Source organism: Photobacterium sp. GB-36 (genome assembly GCF_003026135.1).
Classification (GTDB): Bacteria; Pseudomonadota; Gammaproteobacteria; order Enterobacterales; family Vibrionaceae; genus Photobacterium.
The window spans coordinates 16555-35591 of sequence record NZ_PYNY01000016.1; the positions used below are offsets into that span (position 1 = coordinate 16555).

Annotated in this window: 19 protein-coding genes; 8 read left to right on the plus strand and 11 right to left on the minus strand. The window is 37.5% G+C overall.

What is annotated here, in order from left to right:
* Positions 1–65: 65 nt before the first annotated feature.
* Positions 66–1076: a DUF2955 domain-containing protein gene (locus tag C9J46_RS14170; RefSeq protein ID WP_107291080.1), complete on the minus strand. Its 1011-nt coding sequence runs from the start codon at positions 1074–1076 to the stop codon at positions 66–68.
* A 62-nt stretch (positions 1077–1138) separates the two neighbouring features.
* Entirely contained in the window at positions 1139–2206 is a 1068-nt protein-coding gene (locus C9J46_RS14175) for an HlyD family secretion protein (protein ID WP_107291081.1), read from the minus strand.
* Between the two features lie 117 nt (positions 2207–2323).
* Between C9J46_RS14175 and C9J46_RS14180 the strand changes: the two genes are divergently transcribed.
* Positions 2324–3187 (plus strand): LysR family transcriptional regulator, encoded by an 864-nt coding sequence (locus C9J46_RS14180; RefSeq protein ID WP_107208514.1) that lies wholly within the window; start codon positions 2324–2326, stop codon positions 3185–3187.
* Positions 3188–3216: 29 nt separating this feature from the next.
* Here the strand turns inward: C9J46_RS14180 and C9J46_RS14185 are convergent, their stop codons facing one another.
* From C9J46_RS14185 to C9J46_RS14215, 7 genes are all read right to left on the minus strand, one after another.
* Positions 3217–3969 (minus strand): alpha/beta fold hydrolase, encoded by a 753-nt coding sequence (locus tag C9J46_RS14185; RefSeq protein WP_107291082.1) that lies wholly within the window; start codon positions 3967–3969, stop codon positions 3217–3219.
* A 19-nt stretch (positions 3970–3988) separates the two neighbouring features.
* Positions 3989–5065 (minus strand): DUF2817 domain-containing protein, encoded by a 1077-nt coding sequence (locus tag C9J46_RS14190; protein WP_107291083.1) that lies wholly within the window; start codon positions 5063–5065, stop codon positions 3989–3991.
* An 83-nt stretch (positions 5066–5148) separates the two neighbouring features.
* Positions 5149–5424 carry a hypothetical protein gene (locus C9J46_RS14195; RefSeq protein ID WP_107208517.1) on the minus strand — a complete coding sequence of 92 codons (276 nt, stop codon included), beginning with the start codon at positions 5422–5424 and terminating at the stop codon, positions 5149–5151.
* Positions 5425–5566: 142 nt separating this feature from the next.
* Positions 5567–6250, minus strand: coding sequence for a DUF4336 domain-containing protein (locus tag C9J46_RS14200; protein ID WP_107208518.1), 684 nt, complete (start codon positions 6248–6250; stop codon positions 5567–5569).
* A gap of 137 nt (positions 6251–6387) precedes the next feature.
* A complete protein-coding gene (locus tag C9J46_RS14205; protein WP_107261603.1) occupies positions 6388–7293 on the minus strand; it encodes a DMT family transporter in 906 nt (301 codons plus the stop codon).
* Between the two features lie 312 nt (positions 7294–7605).
* Positions 7606–8889 carry a sodium:proton antiporter gene (locus C9J46_RS14210; protein WP_199187082.1) on the minus strand — a complete coding sequence of 428 codons (1284 nt, stop codon included), beginning with the start codon at positions 8887–8889 and terminating at the stop codon, positions 7606–7608.
* A gap of 286 nt (positions 8890–9175) precedes the next feature.
* Entirely contained in the window at positions 9176–9898 is a 723-nt protein-coding gene (locus C9J46_RS14215; protein WP_107208520.1) for a glycerophosphodiester phosphodiesterase family protein, read from the minus strand.
* Between the two features lie 346 nt (positions 9899–10244).
* Here C9J46_RS14215 and C9J46_RS14220 point away from each other — a divergent pair, with 346 nt between their 5' ends.
* From C9J46_RS14220 to C9J46_RS14230, 3 genes are all read left to right on the plus strand, one after another.
* A complete protein-coding gene (locus C9J46_RS14220) occupies positions 10245–10823 on the plus strand; it encodes a nucleoside triphosphate pyrophosphohydrolase family protein (RefSeq protein WP_107247158.1) in 579 nt (192 codons plus the stop codon).
* Between the two features lie 86 nt (positions 10824–10909).
* A complete protein-coding gene (locus tag C9J46_RS14225; protein ID WP_107291084.1) occupies positions 10910–12256 on the plus strand; it encodes an MATE family efflux transporter in 1347 nt (448 codons plus the stop codon).
* 36 nt (positions 12257–12292) lie between these two features.
* On the plus strand, positions 12293–13111 hold the full coding sequence (locus C9J46_RS14230) for an alpha/beta fold hydrolase (RefSeq protein ID WP_107208523.1): 819 nt from the start codon (positions 12293–12295) through the stop codon (positions 13109–13111).
* 92 nt (positions 13112–13203) lie between these two features.
* Here the strand turns inward: C9J46_RS14230 and C9J46_RS14235 are convergent, their stop codons facing one another.
* Entirely contained in the window at positions 13204–14013 is an 810-nt protein-coding gene (locus C9J46_RS14235; RefSeq protein WP_107208524.1) for an alpha/beta fold hydrolase, read from the minus strand.
* 380 nt (positions 14014–14393) lie between these two features.
* Here C9J46_RS14235 and C9J46_RS14240 point away from each other — a divergent pair, with 380 nt between their 5' ends.
* Positions 14394–14849: a helix-hairpin-helix domain-containing protein gene (locus C9J46_RS14240; RefSeq protein WP_107208525.1), complete on the plus strand. Its 456-nt coding sequence runs from the start codon at positions 14394–14396 to the stop codon at positions 14847–14849.
* 90 nt (positions 14850–14939) lie between these two features.
* On the opposite strand, the gene C9J46_RS14245 is transcribed toward C9J46_RS14240, so the two are convergent.
* Positions 14940–16043: a nucleotidyltransferase family protein gene (locus tag C9J46_RS14245; RefSeq protein WP_107291085.1), complete on the minus strand. Its 1104-nt coding sequence runs from the start codon at positions 16041–16043 to the stop codon at positions 14940–14942.
* A gap of 258 nt (positions 16044–16301) precedes the next feature.
* Between C9J46_RS14245 and cobU the strand changes: the two genes are divergently transcribed.
* From cobU to C9J46_RS14260, 3 genes are read left to right on the plus strand one after another with little or no spacing between them, the layout of a single operon-like run.
* The gene (gene cobU / locus C9J46_RS14250; RefSeq protein ID WP_107208527.1) at positions 16302–16856 is read left to right on the plus strand and encodes a bifunctional adenosylcobinamide kinase/adenosylcobinamide-phosphate guanylyltransferase; all 555 of its coding nucleotides are present in this window, start codon (positions 16302–16304) and stop codon (positions 16854–16856) included.
* Between the two features lie 15 nt (positions 16857–16871).
* Entirely contained in the window at positions 16872–17498 is a 627-nt protein-coding gene (locus C9J46_RS14255; RefSeq protein WP_107247160.1) for a histidine phosphatase family protein, read from the plus strand.
* Between the two features lie 35 nt (positions 17499–17533).
* On the plus strand, positions 17534–19000 hold the full coding sequence (locus tag C9J46_RS14260) for a cobyric acid synthase (RefSeq protein WP_107291086.1): 1467 nt from the start codon (positions 17534–17536) through the stop codon (positions 18998–19000).
* Positions 19001–19037: the final 37 nt, after the last annotated feature.

The window sequence follows — 19037 nt, forward strand, 5'->3', positions numbered from 1 at the left end:
GATAATCGCAAGATGATAGAGAAAAACCAACGTAGTATTGATACTAGCTGGTCTATTTATCGTTTTTAAAATTGCTCATTAGGGGCTTTGATTACCCGAATTAAAAAGTGGTGGGTGATCCAAATTACGATTGAAGTTGCTATCACTGCAACGAAAATAGAGCTGAAGCGATATAAAATAGAGAAAAAGGCATCTTTTTGCTCGGGTATTAATGATGTTGTAAGCGGTACGGTTAAGGCCGACATCGCAGAAAAAGCAATACTTGATTTTATGGTACCTTGTGCAATCCAGTGACAGAAAAAGCCTGCAGCTATCGCATAAGCCATCAGAAATAATATGCCGTTATTAACCCATGAATAAAGCCCTAACTGGATAATCATACCCGCTAAACACCCCAAAAATGTCCCTGTAATACGTATTTTAGCGACAGCGATGGAGCCTATTAGTGTCATTGGCGCGAGCACAATGAAAATAGAAGCTTGCGCGGATAATGAATCGCGTAAATCCCCAAATTGAAACAAAAGAAAAGCAACCATTGCAACTATCCAACCCAGTGCGGCTTGGCGGATCATCCCGATACGATCAACGCGCTGTGTGTCATTATTTATACTAGGTGCTGTTTGTTCTTTATCAGATTCAGGGAAAAGAAAATACGCAAGGGCGCAAATAGGTGCAGTTATTAATCCACTCATCCACAAGGTGATATTGAATTCTTCAAGATCAAATCCGGTATAACTCGCAAAGTTAAGCGAGATTGAACCAACTAACAAACCAGTGAACCCAAATAAATAGGTTTTAGGGTTTATCATCGCTTTGCATTTTGCCATTAGCATAATACCAACAGCGATAGTCATTAAAACAGGGTAGGGTTGCAAGAAACCTGAAATAAAAGTCACTTGTACTGTAACCCAGATAATTCCTAAAATCAGTTGCACAAGCAATGATAAATTCCAGCGTTCTGCCTTCATTAATACCATTATTGGCAGTAAAGCAGCGAAAAAACCATAAGACCAACCAAAAATCATACTAATAGCGAGCCCTAAAACACATCCAAACCAGATCCGCATTGTTTTCATTATTAGCTCCTTTTTTAAGCGATAAGAAGGGGCGATCAACCATAAGGTTGATCGCACTGCGGTTAGTAGATGTAGTGCAACCAACTCGCTAGGTGAATTTGAATACTCGCTAAGGTTTGCCATAACAAGCTGTTATCTGAATAAATAACAACAGTAGCACGTGAGCCAATAAACAATTGATGTGGTAACGGCGTATCACTGGTTAAATTAACGCGCACACGCTGTGCGTCACGTACCCAGCGGTTATTAACCTCAACAGCACTTAATTGACCGTTTGGTGTTTCTTGTGCTGCGGCGACACCAAAGTCTCGATTAGCGATATGGAAATTGAAAACTTGACCGGGTAATGCATCGTAGGTGACATAGGCAACAGAGTCTTTATTAATTAATGCTGTAGACTTTTCACGATAATCAGCTGAAACCCACATAGAACTTGTTGGAATAAATGTAAGCATAGGTTTGTTTGCTGTAGCCATTGTACCTACATCAACTTGTAGATTAGTAATGACGCCGTTACTTGGTGCAATAATTTTAGTATGTTTTAAATCAAGTTCTGCCTGTTGTAGAGCATTTTTCGCGGACATGACTGGTGTTGTTTCACCGACTGTATTCCCTAATTTAGCTTTAACGGCTAACAGTTGCTGTTGTGCTGCATGTAATGTCGATAATGCACTACGATCTTTCGCGAATGCTGAATCACGCATAGACGCAGAGACTAATTTCTTCTGCGCCAGTTTATTTATACGACCATAATCATTTCTTGCGTTGTCATAATTGGCTTGGCTGGTGGCAACATTCGCTTTTGCTGCCTCAACTTGTGCTAACAAAGATTTTTCTTGTTCCAAAGATTGTTGTAATGCCAATTTTGCGCGGTCAACGGCAAGCTCATACTTAGATGGATCTATAGTTAATAACACCTCACCTTTTTTTACTTTCTGATTGTTAGTGATCGAAACTGAGGTGATATTGCCAGAGACTTCTGGAGCAATTTGAACGACATAGCCACGAACACGGCTTTCTGTTGTAAGTGGAATATGCCTATCTGCAACAATGATATACCCCATGAAGAGTAAAAACAGGATGATTAATCCTTTCATCCAGCGACGGAATGTTGTGTCAGCATTTGCCATGAGCGTCTCTTTTTATAGTGATCTTTATCACATTATTATAAAGAGTGTGTATTTGATTAAATAGACTAATAAGTATTACACTTGCGTTCTATTTTTAGGACAATGGTTGTATGTGTTATGAAAGCATCGTTAGATGATATTTATTTATTTATGTTAACGGTCAGACATGGTGGGATCAGTGTTGCGGCAAAAGCACATTCATTACAACGTTCTAAAATTAGCAGAAGAATACAACAACTTGAAAAAGATCTTGGTTGTCAGTTATTGATAAGAACAACACGACAAATTGAATTAACTGAAAATGGGCGATTGTTTTATCAATATATCAACCAGCCATTAAGTGAAGTTGACCAAGCGGTGAATTTAGTGAAAAGCCAGCAACAAGCATTCAGTGGTGTGCTTAAAATGGCGATTCCTGCAGCCTTTATTTCATCCTCTGTTTTTCTTGAAATATTGGATCGATACACAGAACAATTTCCAGATGTAACATTAGATATTATTCATCGGTATGAAAGCATCGATTTAAAAAGAGAGAATATCGATTTACAGCTATTGCCAAACATTGTTGATGTGATTAACGAAAACTATGTTCAACAAACGTTTCTGAGTTCAGCGAACCGTTTGTATTGTTCTCCTAAATATCTTGAGTCATACCGTTTACCAACGACGATGGAAGCGCTTTATCAACACCCGATTTTAACGAGCCGATATAACTCAACGTTATTGCCAGAAAGAATGAATGTTCGTTTAGTTTCAGAAGATTTTGGTTTAATTAATCACTTAACTGAATCAGGTAGAGGAATCGCTATACTGCCAGTTGTCTTATTTGAAGATAAAGTTGCCAGCGGCGATTTAATTCCAGTACTTCCAGATACCTTTGAAATAGATATTGTTATGACGTTAGTGTATCCATCCCGTCGTTTTATTCCGAAAAAAACACGAGCAATGATTGAATTACTACGTGAGCAATTTTCAAAGTAATTAAACTGATAATGAAAGAATACGTGAGATTATAAGAAACGTTTAGCGTGCTCACAAACCCATTTTGGGTCATCAAGCGGTATATCGTGACCTGCTGTGGGGTGAATATGAACAGGCAAATTCCAATAGCTAGCTAAATCAATACTGCACTGGTAATTTACGAGCTTGTCTTGCTCGCTTGTAAGTAAACTAATTGGCTGAGATAGCTTATTCGGTAATATAAACTCACGACTAGCATTGAGTTGATTAAACATGTTGAGACATGAAATGGGATGTTGTTCTTTCCAGTTAGCCCAGCGATGAGATAAAGCAATAAGTTCAACGCTATCCCATTGTTTATTTGATGTTAAATGAATGATTTTTTCTTCTTGTTTTAAGTTTGGTAACCATAAAATTTGGAAAATATCGATATAGCGCTGCCAACGTAAACGTTGATGAAAGGGAGAAAGGCTTTGGGTACTGGTATTAATCAATATCGCTTTACGAATATCATTTGGAAATAATGTCATCCACTTTAAAGCAATCATTCCTCCCATAGAAATTGCAATAATATCGGCTTGATGATCTGGCTGTAAAGCATGGAAATGTTGGTGCAGATCTCGAGCAATGCCTTCAAGGCTCGATGGTGTTTTTTCGTTATTACGAGTGCCATTGCCTGCAATATCAAGACAAACAATATTTGAGCGGGGAAAGTTTAATTTCAGCGTTTGCCGAAAGTCCCCCCAATGAAATTGGTCTCGGAATAATCCTCGCAATAATATAATAGTGTGTTGTTTGGTCATATTTAAAAGCCACAGTAGTTTATTGTTGTTTTTTATACCAGCGAGATAATGCTTGTTGTTTGTAGTAAGGGTTATCTGCGTGATTGAACCATGATGGGTAGTTTGCAGTCGCATTGATCATGAAATCCATCAGCACAATGTGTTTTTGTAATACGCGTTGTATGCGTTGAGGTTTCATGGGGTTAAAAATACCCAATGCTTGCCGAATTTGAAGTGGATTTTTCTTTATCCAACGCCAAGATCCCATTTCTAATGTTAGTGGTAGTATAGCCTGTTGTTGCCTTAAACATTGTAGGGTGATGTGATCCCATAAATCCCCATGACAGAGATAGTGCAAAGCCTGAGGTTCAAAAATATAATTTTGATTAGGGTAAGTCGTCATAAATCTATGTCGGAGATGGTAAACATCACCAATATAAGGGAAGGCTCGTTTTGCACTATGGGCATAAGGAAACCAAATTCTATCTTTTAAACCAAAGCCGGAGTGACAATCTAACGACAGTGTTACAGGTCGAGATGTTGTTAAGTCGGTAACGTAACGGGTTAATGCTTCTGCTTCTAATTCCATTTGTTGACTGTTGTTTCCTCTAAACCAAGGGATGCGAGGAGATAAGCGATGTCCACCAATTAAAAAAGCTGTATTTTCTTGACTGTTTAAAGGTGCATTTCGCATTAAATCAACATGATTACCATTTGAACGGTAATTTTTCGCCATCCCTACAGGGTTTACTAAAGGAATAAAAACGATTTGAATCTGCTGTAAAAGATGATGTAGCGTGGTATCCCATGTCATACGTTCGATAATTGTATGCAGATATGACAGCAGTACTTGAGTGCCAATCCGTTCCAAACCATGAACACCGCCTACAAATAGCATTAATGGTGCATTTGGATCAGGCGTACCAAGATGAATCGCATAGAGTGGTAAGCTATTTTTATTGTGCTGAGGAAAATGATCATTGCAAGGGATGTGGGCAAATACATTACAGTGAAATGGTACAGGGGATTTGTACTGGTTTAACCTTTCAATTAACGTTTCAAGTTGTAAGAGTTCTGGTAATAACGTTGAAATAGGGGAAGTTTTAGCGTTTAGCAAAAGAGCCTCACACACAAAGATAAAAAAGAAACAATATCAGTGTATGTTGACAATTAGATGTCAGGCTCTTTTTCTATTAAAGCTTATGCAGACTCTTTCTTGGCTTTTACTAAGCGAAACTGTGTTGTTTCCGCTATCCATTTTGGTCGGTTGATAGCATAGCCGAGTAACAATGCTGGGACTAAAAAAACAATGTGGGTCATCGCAAGATGAAGATCTTTAGCAACTAAATCTGTTGCCCCTGTCATATAGTGAATGGCTCCAACAGCCGCAAAAATAATCCCAAGTATTGCTAAGATAAACATACCGACAACACCAAGGCCTAAAATGTCGCGAATATAAATTCTTATTGGATTCATAGTATGGTTCCGAATCAAACTTATCTGAAAAAGTGATAAGCATGGCGATAATAATCAGAATACTATGCGCTTTAGGTTGAATGTATTTATTGATCTGTCTCACAATTACTGTGAGACAGATGAATAAATAAGCATTATTTTGCTAAGCGTGGAATAACCAGTGAAAAGCGGTTGAGAATAACTGTTTGCCGTTTGTCTCAATAACTTTACCTTTTGCAAAAATGATACGGTCAAAAGGCCATGTTAAGATCTCTTGAATTGATTGGCGTAATCTTACGCGGTCGGTAAAACTGAGTCGTAAATAGAAAGGCATGGCTGGGTGAATATAGCAACCGTTTAGAAGCCCATAACCTATACTCAGTGGGTGCTTCTTATCAACCATCCATGCAAGTAAATCACCCAAAATTAATGTTTTTGATAAAGGATCACAAAAGGCGATTTCTTCAAAGTTGTCACTACCCTTAATTAAGGTTTGTAATAGTTGTCCTTGCCATAAAGCGGGAGTGTACTGGCGTAATACGTCGTCAAACGTTAGATCTCCACGTTTTTGTTGTAAACCAGGAGCGGCAAAGAAATAGGCATCTGGATAAGCGAGCCACCACTCTGATAAATAGTGATGATAGCTTTGATTGGGAGTGACAACGGCGACAATTTCACCCAGTTGCTCTATGGTTGATTTCAATGCATTGTCGAGTTCAACAGGGGAGTGAATAAACAAACGATCATCGTCTAATTTTATCACTGTCATTTTACAACCAACCGCAATACCGTTGGTTTTCATGGCAAAATCTTGATACCAAAGTCTATTTTTATAACATTCGATCATACCGCTTCCTGCGTACTACATTGATAGATTATGTTGTAAACGGTCATTCCTTGACCGTAAATCATCATGAAAATTCTTTCATTAGATTATCATTAAGATATTGTTAAAATCCATCACTCTTTATGTTTCTTCAATACTTATACCGTGGTGCGTTTAATCTTTTTCATCATGTTGTGGCCAAACAGATTCACAACAGCTCCCGAAATAATCAGTGCACCACCGAGGTAGGTCCAAATAGATGGGACTTCTTTGAAGATTAGAAATCCAAGGATGATTGATAAGACAATTTGAACATAAGAGTAAGCTGTTGCTTTTCCTGCTGTTTGAGTTTGCATCGCTTTTGTTAAGCCGACTTGTCCTACTTGTGTAAAAATGCCGACTAATATTAGGCAGATAGTGGTAGGTAAATCAGGGACAACGAAGTTATCAGCGATCAAAAGTAGGGCTAATGGTAAGGTGATCAGCGGGAAGTAAAAGATAATGACGGAGCTATCTTCCGTGCTACTGAGTTTTTTCACAATAATATATGAAATAGCACTAACGAAAGCACCGATTAATGCAATCATGACGCTAAATAAGGGCAGGTGAGAACTTCCAGATGTTAATGTTGTTGGATTAACGATAAAAAATAAGCCTAAGATACTCAAAAAAATGCACACTAGCGTTGAAAATTGAACGCGCTCTTTTAAGAAGATGACGGCAAGTAAAGCAGTAAATACGGGATTGGTGTATTGCAAAATGGTAGCTTCGGCAAGGGGAAGTGTAGTAACAGCATAATAAACACATGAGAGTCCAATAGTACCTACAATACCTCGAACAACTAATAATGGCTTATTATTCCCCCAGACCGAAATGCCTTTACGCTTAATATCTAAATAACTAATGATAAGAGAAACAACAGCACGCGCCGCAACAATTTCAAAGACTGGAATGCCTATTTGGTTAACGTATTTAACGGTAGAAGACATTAAGGCAAAACCGAGGGCAGAAAGGAGCATAAAACGTGCGCCTAATGGAATTAAACTCTCATTGCTGGTGGTCATTAATATATGTCTTATTTAAAGTGATTAAAAATATCATAAAGGAAGCGATTTTATTAACAATGGTTGATTGTAAAAATGTAGTTAATTATTCAAAAGTAACGATCAATGCAATACTTGCTCGAATTAGACGTTGATCATAAAAAAAGAGATAAAAACATAACGGTTCTTTATCTCTTTTGTATGGATTTGTCTCTGGTTTGGCTGTTCTTATTTCTGCTTATAAAGCCCAATAAGGCCGGCACCAAAGGCAGCAATTAGACCAACAAATGCAATAATAATGTGATGGTGATGGATCCAATACATGTTCTCTCCTTAGAATGGTTTATTGTCAACCGCTTTTGCTTTCATGATCATTGGGGTAATGGTTGAGCCTTGGATCAATATTGAAAAGATCACAATAGCGTAAGTCATTAAGACAATGATTTCTTTAACACTGACATCCGGATGAGATGGTAAGTAAATATGGGCTGGGATAGCCATCGCCATAGCAAGTGCTAAGCCACCACGTAAGCCGCCCCATGTAAGAATTTTAACAGACTCTGGGTTGTATTGGCGGTAACGTGTAAAACCGATATAAGAGAGACGAATACTTAGATAACGACTTAATAATACGAGTGGGATTGCAATAATTACCGCGATGATATCAATGCGGTGGAAGCTAAAGGTGATCATCACAAAACCGATAAGAAGGAATAATACGGCATTTAAAATTTCATCGACCAATTCCCATAAATGTGCCATTTGGTCTGCCGATTGTTCTGAAATGTATTTACGCGTGATATTGCCAATTAGGATCCCTGAAACAACCATTGCAAGAGGGGCTGAAACTTCTAAATGTTCACCTAATACATAACCAAAGGTAGGAATAAGCATGGTTAATATTAAGCGCATCATATTATCGCTTGAACCTTTAATTAGGTAGTGGAATATACCGCCTAACACTGCACCAAAAGCAATACCGCCAAGGGCTTCACGAATGAAAAGTAGTGCAGTACCAGATACCGTTGGCGTTGTTTTTCCAAAAGCGACTTCAAAAATAGTAACGAAAATAACTAAACCTACGCCATCATTAAATAATGATTCACCTTCAATTTGAGTTGAAATACGTTGTGGCGCCTTTAATTTTTTCACAATTGCTAATACAGCAATTGGATCGGTAGGAGAGATAAGTGCGCCGAATAAACAGCAATAAATAAAGTTGAGATCAATACCGATAAGATTGAATATTAACCATATGACAATGCCGATAAAAAAAGTAGAAAATAGCGTGCCGACAAGAGCAAGAAAGGTAATTTCAAATTTTTGGTCTTTTAAATGGTTTAAATCTATATTTAGTGCACCTGCAAATAATAAGAAACCAAGCACACCTTTTAGTAAGAAGTCTTCAAATTTTATATGTTGAATAAGCTCTATTAACGCATTTTCTTTATCTATTGAAATATAACCAAAGCTAGTTAATGCTAAAAGAATAAGCGATATAGCGATAGACCAACCTGTAATCGCAATGGTTGTTTGAAAACGTCCAATCTTATGGTTAATTATTGAAATAAAGACTGCAATTGCCGCCATAATACATATAGTGTCATATACTGACATGAAGAGTTTTCTCCCAATTCTGATTATTTTCTGACAATATTATTCAGTTACGGTTATTTATAATATAGAGCGATTTTTCAAACAGAGAGAATCACTATCAATATATCATTCATATAGTATTAATATTACCCACACATATTGAAACATTTTATACAGATTGCTATTAGAATTATTTGTATTATTTCGGAATATAAATAATCAAAAATATAGCTTGAATTATAATTTAGCCCTTAGCTTGTAAGGGGGAGATAAGCGCTTGCCAATAAGCGCTTATACAGAAAAGATGTTAGTCGTTAAGCACTGAAATGAGTAATGCAGGATCATCTGTGATGATTGTTGATACGCCCCATCGAGTAAATTTAGCTACTTTTTTAGGGTCATTCATTGTCCAAATTTGCAGTACTTTACCGGCTTGGATAATTTCTTTTGCAAGTTTTTCATTGAGAAGATGATGATCGAGATGGATACTGTACAACTTCAATTTTTCATCTAATCGTTCAATATCAGGTACCCAATCTTCAATAATTAACCCTCGGCGTACTTCAGGCCATTGCTCTAAGCATTGATGAACTGCGTTATAAGAAAAACTAGATAAAATAAGACGTTCTGGATCAAAGCCATAATTTTTTATCGCTTCAATTGTTTTTGTTACTTGTAAGGCCACTTCTTCTTCGTAATGTACCTTTATTTCAAGGTTAAGATTAAGGCCATATTCATCACAAGCGGCAAGTAGCTCATGTAACGTAGGGATGGTTTCTCCTGCAAACTCTGGTGAAAACCAACTGCCAGCATCAAGTTGTTTCAATTCCTGTAGCGTTTTATGACGAACACTCCCTGAACCATTCGTACATCGACGTACGCTTTTATCATGGATAATAACAGGCACTAAATCTTCACAAAGTTGAGTATCAGTCTCAATCCACTTTGCGCCTGCATCAGCGGCAGCTTTCATGGAAATCAATGTATTTTCTGGTGCAACAGCGCGTGCACCACGGTGTCCTGCAATCATATGAGAGTCCAAAATAAATAACCATGGGTTGTAAATTAACAAACTGATTTTCATCTATTTTAATGAACAATCAAGTGTTAATATCGCAATATCATGATGTCATTTTGTTACATTTGTACACATACATTCAATGATTTTTTCTCTACTAACAAGACATAAGGGTTACGTTGCATATCTTTGAAGTGATGGTTTTAGCAACAAACGAAAACTGATTTCATAATTGGTTTTGTATCTAGTCTCTGATTAGATTAGTATTCTGTGGTTGTCTGATTAAAAATATTTATCGTTACTATTTACGTCGTATTTTTAATGACTAGACCATTATAATTTGAGACAAGGAAAACGAATGAGACTGTCAGTGCTAGACCAACCTCTTTTTGATCATCTTTACCGCGATATTAGAGAGTTTCGTTCTACATTCGATCTTGATATCGAATCACCTCAAACACTAGATATTCAAGCAGACGCCTTACATACATCACTTGCTGTTGAAGAAATGACAGAACTAGCAGAAGCGGATTCTTTAGTTGAGCAAGCGGATGCGATCGTTGACTCTGTTTATGTGTTAATGGGGCGCTTAGTTCATCTAGGTGATAAACAAGTAGAAGATAATATCGGTATTAGTTATTTGATTGATATTCTGTTGCAAATGTCAGCTCGCCTAGGTATTGATTTTATGGCTTGCTGGAATGAAGTCCATTCTAGCAATATGAGTAAAGTGTGCCGTAATGCTGAGGAATACGCAGACACTGAAGCGTTTTATGCAAAGCAGGGCGTTGCACTAACGGCTAGCACCAAAGGTGATTATATTATTGCTAAGTGTGCTCAAGATGTAGATCTTGATGGGAAAATTATTCGTCAAGGTAAGGTACTAAAATCGGTTTATTATCGACCTGCCGATTTGGTCAAACTTGTTATCCGCTAATTGTTTAATTAGAACAACTATCCTCGCTCATGCGGGGATTTTTTGTTTTATGTAATAACTATTTATATCAGTAAGAGAAGTGATCTATGAAACTACCTTCTAATACTCGAACTTTAACTCAAGACCTCTTTAAAATGACATGGCCGATGTTATTCGGTGTGTTATCGCTGATGAGTTTTCAACTTGTAGATAGTGCCTTTATCGCTCAGCTTGGTGTACTTCCACTCGCTGCTCAAGGCTTTACACTACCAATGCAAATGGTGGTTATTGGTCTTCAAGTTGGTTTAGGTATCGCGACTACTGCATTGATTTCACGAGTGTTAGGTGCCAATGAAGAAGTAAGAGCGCAACAACTCGGCGGTTTAGTTGTGCTTGTTGGCGGTATTGGTATCGCTTTACTCTGTGGTGTCATTTGGTCACTTCGTGATGTGATCATGCATTTACTTGATGCGCCAGCAAATGTACTTCCTATCATTGATACTTATTGGCCTATTTGGCTAATGAGTGCATGGTGTGGTTCGATGTTGTATTTTGCTTATAGCTTATGTCGATCAAATGGTAATACTTTGTTACCGGGTACCATGATGATGGTAACAAGCTTATTGAATATTGTTTTAGATCCGTTGTTCATCTTTAAATTTGGACTGGGTATTAATGGTGCAGCTTGGGCAACGATTACTGCATTTATTATTGGTATGCTGGTGGTTTTCCCATTAGTGATGAAAAAAAAATGGTTAAGCTTTCATTGGGCTGGCTTGAATATCATTCAGTCGATTAAAGAGCTTGGACATATCATGGCACCGGCCATGATGAGTCAATTATTGCCTCCTGTATCTTCTATGTTAGCGACGAAATTAGTCGCAGGTTTTGGTGCCGCTACAGTCGGCGCTTGGGCTTTGGGGTCGCGAATTGAGTTTTTTTCTATCGTCGTTGTATTGGCTTTGACTATGTCTATGCCTCAGATGGTAGGAAAGCGGTTAGGTAAACGAGATATTCAAGGGATCAAAACCTTGATAAACATTGCCGTCTCTTTTGTCCTTGCATGGCAATTTATTATAGCAATCATCATTTTCTTACTGTCGTCACCATTAAGTTCATTATTGTCATCTGATGTCAAAGTACAGCAAGTGCTTTTAATGCACCTAACACGCGTTCCTATTAGTCTAGGCGCATTGGGTGTTTGTATGATTATGGTATCGATTTGTAATGCGCTAGCAATGCCGATGCGCGCATTATTTATTTCAGCGTGGCGTTTGTTTATCTGTTTCCTACCGATTTTATGGATAGGATCGCAACTTGCAGGTCTTCCAGGTCTATTTACTGGAGCAATGCTTGGTAATTTTGCGGCAGGGATCAGCGCATGGATTTTTTATCGAAAGGGACTTGCCTTGATCGATAAAAAATATCAATTTGAAGTAGATGCAGTAAGATAGCGTGTGAAACACGTATAAATGATGACAAGGATATGCATGCAAAGTTATGTAATTGAAGATCGTAAATTAACGTATTTAGATCAAGGTAGAGGCCCTGTACTCGTTTTGGGCCATAGCTATTTGTGGGACAGCAAAATGTGGCAACCACAAATAGAGGCATTGAGTCAGCATTATCGTTGTATCGTGCCTGAGTTATGGGCACATGGTCAGGCTGATGCTGCACCTGAAAAAACACGTACGCTGCGTGATTACGCTGATGATGTTATTGCACTACTTGATCACCTTAAGATAGATAACTTTTCGCTTATTGGTTTATCAGTGGGAGGCATGTGGGGAGCAGAGCTTGCCATAAAAGTACCTCAACGTGTTACAGCATTAGTATTGATGGATACTTTTTTAGGTTACGAGCCTGAAGTATTACATGCTAAATACTTTGCAATGTTAAATACAATTATTGAGCAGCAGGCTATTCCTGAGGCAATTATTGATAGTGTTGTTCCTTTATTTTTCCGTCGTCAAGCCGAGCAATATACGCCAGAGCTTGTTGATAGTTTTAGACAACATTTAGTATCTCTGAAAGGTGATAAAGCAGTAGCCATTGCACAAGTGGGTAAAATGGTGTTTGGTCGTCGAGATACGTTTGACGATATAGCGCAACTTAAAGCACCTACTTTGATTTTATCAGGTATGGAAGATAATCCACGTCCGCCACTAGAAGCGCAGTTGATGCATGATGAGATCAAAGATAGCGAATATGTATTGATCCCAGAGGCTGGGCATATTAGTAACTTGGAACAACCTGAATTTGTAACCAAGCAACTTGAAGCTTTCTTAGCTAAGCACATTGAACGCTAATTAATAAATAAACATAAAAAATGGCATAACGTGCACTTAAAGATCTAGAAAAAGATCATTAAGCAGCGTTATGCCTTTTTTACAATAGAATGTTAAGCCGTATAACTGGCTTTATGTTGTTTAATAAATTCGATCGAGTGTTGATTAAAATCATCCGGTCTTTCTACGTTGCAAACGTGCCCGCAATCTTTTAATTCAGTCAAAAAACTAAATTTATGTCGTTGAACCATCTCTTTTACTGGCTTGATAAACATATAGTCATTTGCCCCCATCAAATACAATGTCGGTATCGACAGTTCTTTTTCTTTAAAATACTTCATGATGGGGTTTACTTCTGTTGCCAGTTTAAACCATCGCTTAAATTCATTTTGACACAACTTTTTCGCTTCTCTGACGAATAAATGTCGAGACTCGCGTTGATTTTTTTGCGGCATAACAACATAGGCAAATAAACGATATAACCACATATAAGGAATAATGTGCTTACACATATTACCTAGTTTCACTAAAATTTGAGAACGAGTGTTTAAACGTGTTACTGCGCCACCTAAAATCATCGTTTTAACTCTGTCTGGTGCTATCTCTGCTAAGTTACGAATAATGATTGTGCCCAGAGATATTCCGACAAAGTGTGCTGATTGAATCTTCAAGTGATTAAGTACATGAACGATATCTTTCGTCACACTTTTAAAGGTATAGGGATTAGCGATCATGTCTTTGAACATGTTATTGGATTTACCATGACCACGTAGATCGAGAAGTAACAAATTAAAGTGTTGTTTATACGCTTTAATCTGTTTGTACCAAATTGCTGAACTGCCACCGGCACCATGCACAAACACTACCCATTCATTACTGCTTGGGTGCGGGTAGGTTTTATAAAAAAGCATGTTGTCTGTCATCAAAAGTCCTTTATACGCAAGAAGCGTGAATCATAGTATGGTGTTATTTATTAGCTCACCTGACCACAAGATAGCTATCTTATAGCCAAAGGTAGCCACTTAGTAATGAATAATTGTAATAATTCTAACAAGATCGCATAACCCAACACTACATTGAACACAAATTAAACTACATGCTATGTTTTCTTTACTAGATATAAAAATCACTTTAAAAACATATGGATAAATCTATAAATAAAAGAAAGTGAGAGTCTTTACTGATGGTTTAAGCCGTAAAGGTGAATAAAAACGATGGTTTAAACGCTTTATGATGTTTTATTTTATTTTTTTGTATCAATCGTCTTTAATCTACACTGGATTATCTATAAAGGAGTTTTCTAATGTTTAAAAAATTATTATTAACACTTGCGTTCATTGTGCCATTTGCATCTCAGGCTGCTACAACCGATACCACTAAGCTTATCAAGAAATGTGAAACCAAATATAAGGCAGATAAGCAGAAAAAAATGGATTGTATTACCAAGGTGAAGAAGTCTGCGAAAAAAGAAGCAGATAAAGCAAAAAAGATATCTTCATCTAAAGTAACTGATAGTAAAAAAGCGTCCACGACAAAGTCAAAAACAGAAGTTAAAAAGCAACTTAAAGCCGTTAATGTGAACACTGCTTCAGCCTCAGAGCTTGCAGCATCACTTCCTGGTATTGGTGAAGCAAAAGCAAAAGCGATTGTTGACTACCGCAAAAAGAATGGAAAATTCAAAAGTAGTAAAGATTTAGAAAAGGTCACAGGGCTTGGCGAAAAAAGCGTCGGTAAAATGAAGAAATACTTAAAGTTCTAAAGTAGATCTTCGCTATAAAGCCTCTTAAACACACTAGGCTACTTATTGGTTGAAAGTGCTTAAGAGGTTTTTTGATTAAAGAGAAATGCATTAGTAAATGATTTCTTCATCTTCCTCATGTGGCATCAAATTAAGCACACTCCGTTTAATAATGTGCGGCACAATTGCATAAATAGGCATACGTTTTAAACGGCCACGAAAGCGTAATGATTTAACTGCAAAATGGTAATTAGAGTTTTGGTGTTTTGGAAAAGCATGATTGATAACTTCAGTAAATCTATCTTTATAAAGCCAGAAAATTGTACGCTGGGATTGTGATTGATTTAAATATTGCTGCATGTTGCTAGGAATCGGTAAATCGAATAATTTTTGACATAATGAAAGTGCAAGATACAGGCTGTTATCTTTTCCAATTTGCTGGTGAAGTTGAATTAAGTTATGCCAGAATAATCGCTGTTGTCCATAATGCTGAAATTGTAAATTTAAGTCGTATATATCACGTAAGCCATGATGAAAATCAACTTGATTAAAGAGCATAATAGCCTGATGAAGTACCATAGCCTCAGGAGATAAAAGCGTTGCTGGTAGGGCAATACTGGGAGATATATGATGGTGAAGTAAAGGTGCTTCTTTTAATTTATGGGTTAGTGTTTTAGGTAATAAATGATAATGAATAGCTAACTCAGTTCGTCTTTCTTTATGAACTAACGGCGTCGTTTGCTGAGACCAACGACAATAGAAAGTTTCCTCGTAGTCGGTTATATATTTATAACGCCATCCATTATTTAACAACCGTTGTAAAACAGCTTCTACAAATGACTTAGAAATTAATATCTCAATATTGTTTTTAATCCTACCTGAAAATGCCTCAACTTCAGAAAGTTGTAATGCGCTACCGCGAATATAGCGCCATGACGGTAATATGCCTTGAAACTGTTTGGTTAACTCCTGATGTTCAAATTCTAATGATTGCTTTTGTTTTTCATAACTATGAAAGCCTGAAATTAGCTGTTGCTGGAAGAAAAGAGGAAGATCTTGCCAAATTTCATTACGTTCACAGGTTTTTTTTAATTGTCCTAGTAATGATAAATATCGAGCTTCCGTAATAATTTGGTAGAGAGATCTTGAATCTAAGGAAAGCAAAACCGTTGGAAGTCTCAACACATCAACCAGTCGTACTTGTTGAGAAGCCATAATTTCTTCCTAATAGATTGTTTAATTCATAGTCTAAGTATTAGTCTTTAATAATAAAAATCAAATTTACTCATAATGAAAGAGAATTTTTATTGCTAGGCAATCTTGAAATTAAGACACTTTTGGCTTCTATTGCTGCCGTTTGAAATTTGGTGACTGTAAATATTTTCTATCCATGTTCATAACTGTGAAATGCCACAATACAGCATGGTATTAATAAGTTAACATTCTGTATTTTATATAATTAATAGGTTTATTATGCATGTAAAGCCGTTGCTGGGTACAGAATTGATCTTGGGTGGCGCACGTTCTGGTAAGAGTCGTTTAGCGGAACAGCTCGCAGAACAATCTGGCTTGGTTGTTAAATATGTAGCAACAGCAACCGCTTGTGATAATGAAATGGCTGAACGCATTCTAATTCATAAACAGCAACGTCCTTCTAAGTGGATGCTGATTGAAGAGCCTTATGATTTGGCAAATATTATTCGTGAACATAGTAACAATCAGACATGCTTACTGATCGATTGTTTAACGTTATGGTTAAATAACTGCTTATTTCAACCTATTGGTAACCATTCATGGCAACAGGCAAAAACAGACTTTCTACACGCTATTAGTGAAGCAAAAGGGCATATCATTTTAGTGAGTAATGAAGTAGGGCAAGGAATAGTGCCGCTAGGTGAAGTTTCTCGTCGATTTGTCGATGAGAGTGGTTGGCTGCATCAAGCGATTGCGAAACAATCTGCACGGGTAATATTTGTAACTGCTGGTATACCACAAGTATTAAAAGGCCCGACGTTAAGCGTTGTATAAAAGGATGAGGATCTAATGGCAAAGATAACCCAAATAGATATTCTACGGCATGGTTTACCTGAAGGTGATAATTGTTTACGAGGCCACACTGATTTTGTACTAACTGAACAAGGTTTTGAGCAAATGAAGGTGGCCATCGAAAATCTCAAAGACCTTGATTGTATTGTAAGCTCCTCATTACAACGTTGCTCTTCATTTGCTGATTTTATGGCACATAAATTCATGATTAATGTTTTGCATAGTGATAGTTGGCGAGAAATGGATTTTGGAGATTGGGATGGGTTAACGCGTCAGCAGTTAGTTGAACAACTTGGGGATAATATTGACCATTATTGGCACGATCCCTGGCACGTTTGTGAAGACGGAACAGCGCCACATAATGGCGAAACGCTAGAGCAGTTTGATATTCGGATAAAGCGAGCTTGGCAAGATTTATTAACACAGCATAAAGGAAAAAAAATCTTATTGGTTACGCATTCTGGCGTTATGCGTCAGCTGTTACGTCTGTTACTAGAAATGCCACGTAATAACACCTACCTTCATCGCATTCATTTACCTTATGCCGCCAGAATGCGCATTACTGTCTATCATGATAATCAACAAGATTGGCCTCAGCTACAATGGCCGCCATTTTGTGATTAATTGCAATATCTTTACAGGATTTAATAAAACAAAACATGGATAAAATAGCGAATACAACACGGACATTAATGGTTCAAGGCACAACATCAGATGCAGGGAAAAGTGTGCTTGTCGCTGGAATATGTCGTGTACTTGCGCGTAAAGGCATTCGTGTTGCGCCATTTAAATCACAAAATATGGCGCTTAATAGTGCTGTAACGAAAGATGGCGGCGAAATTGGTCGAGCACAAGCCGTACAAGCTTTCGCTTGTGGTATTGAGCCCACCGTTCATATGAATCCAGTGTTATTAAAACCCAATACGGATATTGGAGCCCAAGTAATTGTTCAGGGTAAGGTGTTGGAAGATATGAATGCGATTGGCTATAACAGCTATAAGAAAGTTGTTATGAAGCCTATATTAGAATCTTTCCAGCGGCTGACGGAAGAATATGATGCGGTAATCATAGAAGGCGCTGGTAGTCCTGCTGAAATAAATCTTCGTGAAAATGATGTTGCCAACATGGGCTTTGCTGAAGAAGCGGATGTCCCTGTGATTATTGTTGCTGATATAGACAGAGGAGGAGTATTTGCGCATCTCTATGGCACATTAGCTCTGTTATCTAAATCTGAACAAGCGCGAGTGAAAGGCTTTGTTATAAATAGATTTAGAGGAGATATTAAATTATTAGAATCAGGGCTTGATTGGCTTGAGAAAAAAACAGGTAAACCGGTTATTGGTGTGTTGCCTTATCTGCATGGTCTAATGCTAGAGGCTGAAGATGCCATTAACGTTCAACAAATCGATGCAGAAGATAATGCTATTACGGTTATAGTGCCCGTGTTTCCACGTATAAGTAATCATACCGATTTTGATCCGTTGCGGATGCACCCACAGGTTAACTTACAATTTATTGGTAAAGGACAAGCGATCCCCCCTGCTGATTTAATTATTTTACCGGGTTCTAAAAGTGTGCGCAGCGATCTAGATTATCTACGATCTCAACATTGGGATAAACAGATACAACGTCATTTGCGTTTCGGTGGCAAAGTGATGGGAATATGTGGCGGTTATCAAATGCTTGGAGAGTCAATTTCAGATCCTTATGGTATTGAAGGGAAAAGTGGAAATACACAAGGGCTTGGGTATTTACCTATAACGACTGAAATTAAGCAGCATAAGCAACTTAAGCAAGTTTCTGGCTCTTTAACATTAACCGCGAATAATACCGTTGCTGTCACAGGCTACGAGATCCATGCGGGGGTTACGTCTGTTGAAACAGAGCAAGATGCGCCTATTAAACTCACCGATGGAGTGGATGGTATGTTAGGTGTAGATAATCAAGTTTTTGGTACGTATTTACATGGGATCTTTGAGCTGCAATCGGCTTGTAATGAAATCTTAGCTTGGGCTGGTTTAACAGATATCCGAACTTCTGATTTTCAACAAACGAAAGAAGATGGGATTAACATAATTGCAGATGCAGTAGAGCAGTATTTAGACTTAAATAACTTAGGGTTTTAGTTAGTCGAATCAAAAAGATAGTTATTAATATATTATA

Excerpts from the sequence above, each read along its gene's own strand:
- C9J46_RS14260 (WP_107291086.1), top strand. The coding sequence starts at position 17,534 with ATGGATAAAATAGCGAATACAACACGGACATTAATGGTTCAAGGCACA.
- C9J46_RS14240 (WP_107208525.1), top strand. The coding sequence starts at position 14,394 with ATGTTTAAAAAATTATTATTAACACTTGCGTTCATTGTGCCATTTGCA.
- C9J46_RS14185 (WP_107291082.1), bottom strand. The coding sequence starts at position 3,969 with ATGACCAAACAACACACTATTATATTATTGCGAGGATTATTCCGAGAC.
- cobU (WP_107208527.1), top strand. The coding sequence starts at position 16,302 with ATGCATGTAAAGCCGTTGCTGGGTACAGAATTGATCTTGGGTGGCGCA.
- C9J46_RS14245 (WP_107291085.1), bottom strand. The coding sequence starts at position 16,043 with ATGGCTTCTCAACAAGTACGACTGGTTGATGTGTTGAGACTTCCAACG.
- C9J46_RS14230 (WP_107208523.1), top strand. The coding sequence starts at position 12,293 with ATGCAAAGTTATGTAATTGAAGATCGTAAATTAACGTATTTAGATCAA.
- C9J46_RS14200 (WP_107208518.1), bottom strand. The coding sequence starts at position 6,250 with ATGATCGAATGTTATAAAAATAGACTTTGGTATCAAGATTTTGCCATG.
- C9J46_RS14255 (WP_107247160.1), top strand. The coding sequence starts at position 16,872 with ATGGCAAAGATAACCCAAATAGATATTCTACGGCATGGTTTACCTGAA.
- C9J46_RS14215 (WP_107208520.1), bottom strand. The coding sequence starts at position 9,898 with ATGATTGCAGGACACCGTGGTGCACGCGCTGTTGCACCAGAAAATACA.
- C9J46_RS14175 (WP_107291081.1), bottom strand. The coding sequence starts at position 2,206 with ATGGCAAATGCTGACACAACATTCCGTCGCTGGATGAAAGGATTAATC.
- C9J46_RS14220 (WP_107247158.1), top strand. The coding sequence starts at position 10,245 with ATGAGACTGTCAGTGCTAGACCAACCTCTTTTTGATCATCTTTACCGC.
- C9J46_RS14180 (WP_107208514.1), top strand. The coding sequence starts at position 2,324 with ATGAAAGCATCGTTAGATGATATTTATTTATTTATGTTAACGGTCAGA.
- C9J46_RS14195 (WP_107208517.1), bottom strand. The coding sequence starts at position 5,424 with ATGAATCCAATAAGAATTTATATTCGCGACATTTTAGGCCTTGGTGTT.
- C9J46_RS14210 (WP_199187082.1), bottom strand. The coding sequence starts at position 8,889 with ATGTCAGTATATGACACTATATGTATTATGGCGGCAATTGCAGTCTTT.
- C9J46_RS14235 (WP_107208524.1), bottom strand. The coding sequence starts at position 14,013 with ATGACAGACAACATGCTTTTTTATAAAACCTACCCGCACCCAAGCAGT.
- C9J46_RS14205 (WP_107261603.1), bottom strand. The coding sequence starts at position 7,293 with ATGACCACCAGCAATGAGAGTTTAATTCCATTAGGCGCACGTTTTATG.
- C9J46_RS14170 (WP_107291080.1), bottom strand. The coding sequence starts at position 1,076 with ATGAAAACAATGCGGATCTGGTTTGGATGTGTTTTAGGGCTCGCTATT.
- C9J46_RS14225 (WP_107291084.1), top strand. The coding sequence starts at position 10,910 with ATGAAACTACCTTCTAATACTCGAACTTTAACTCAAGACCTCTTTAAA.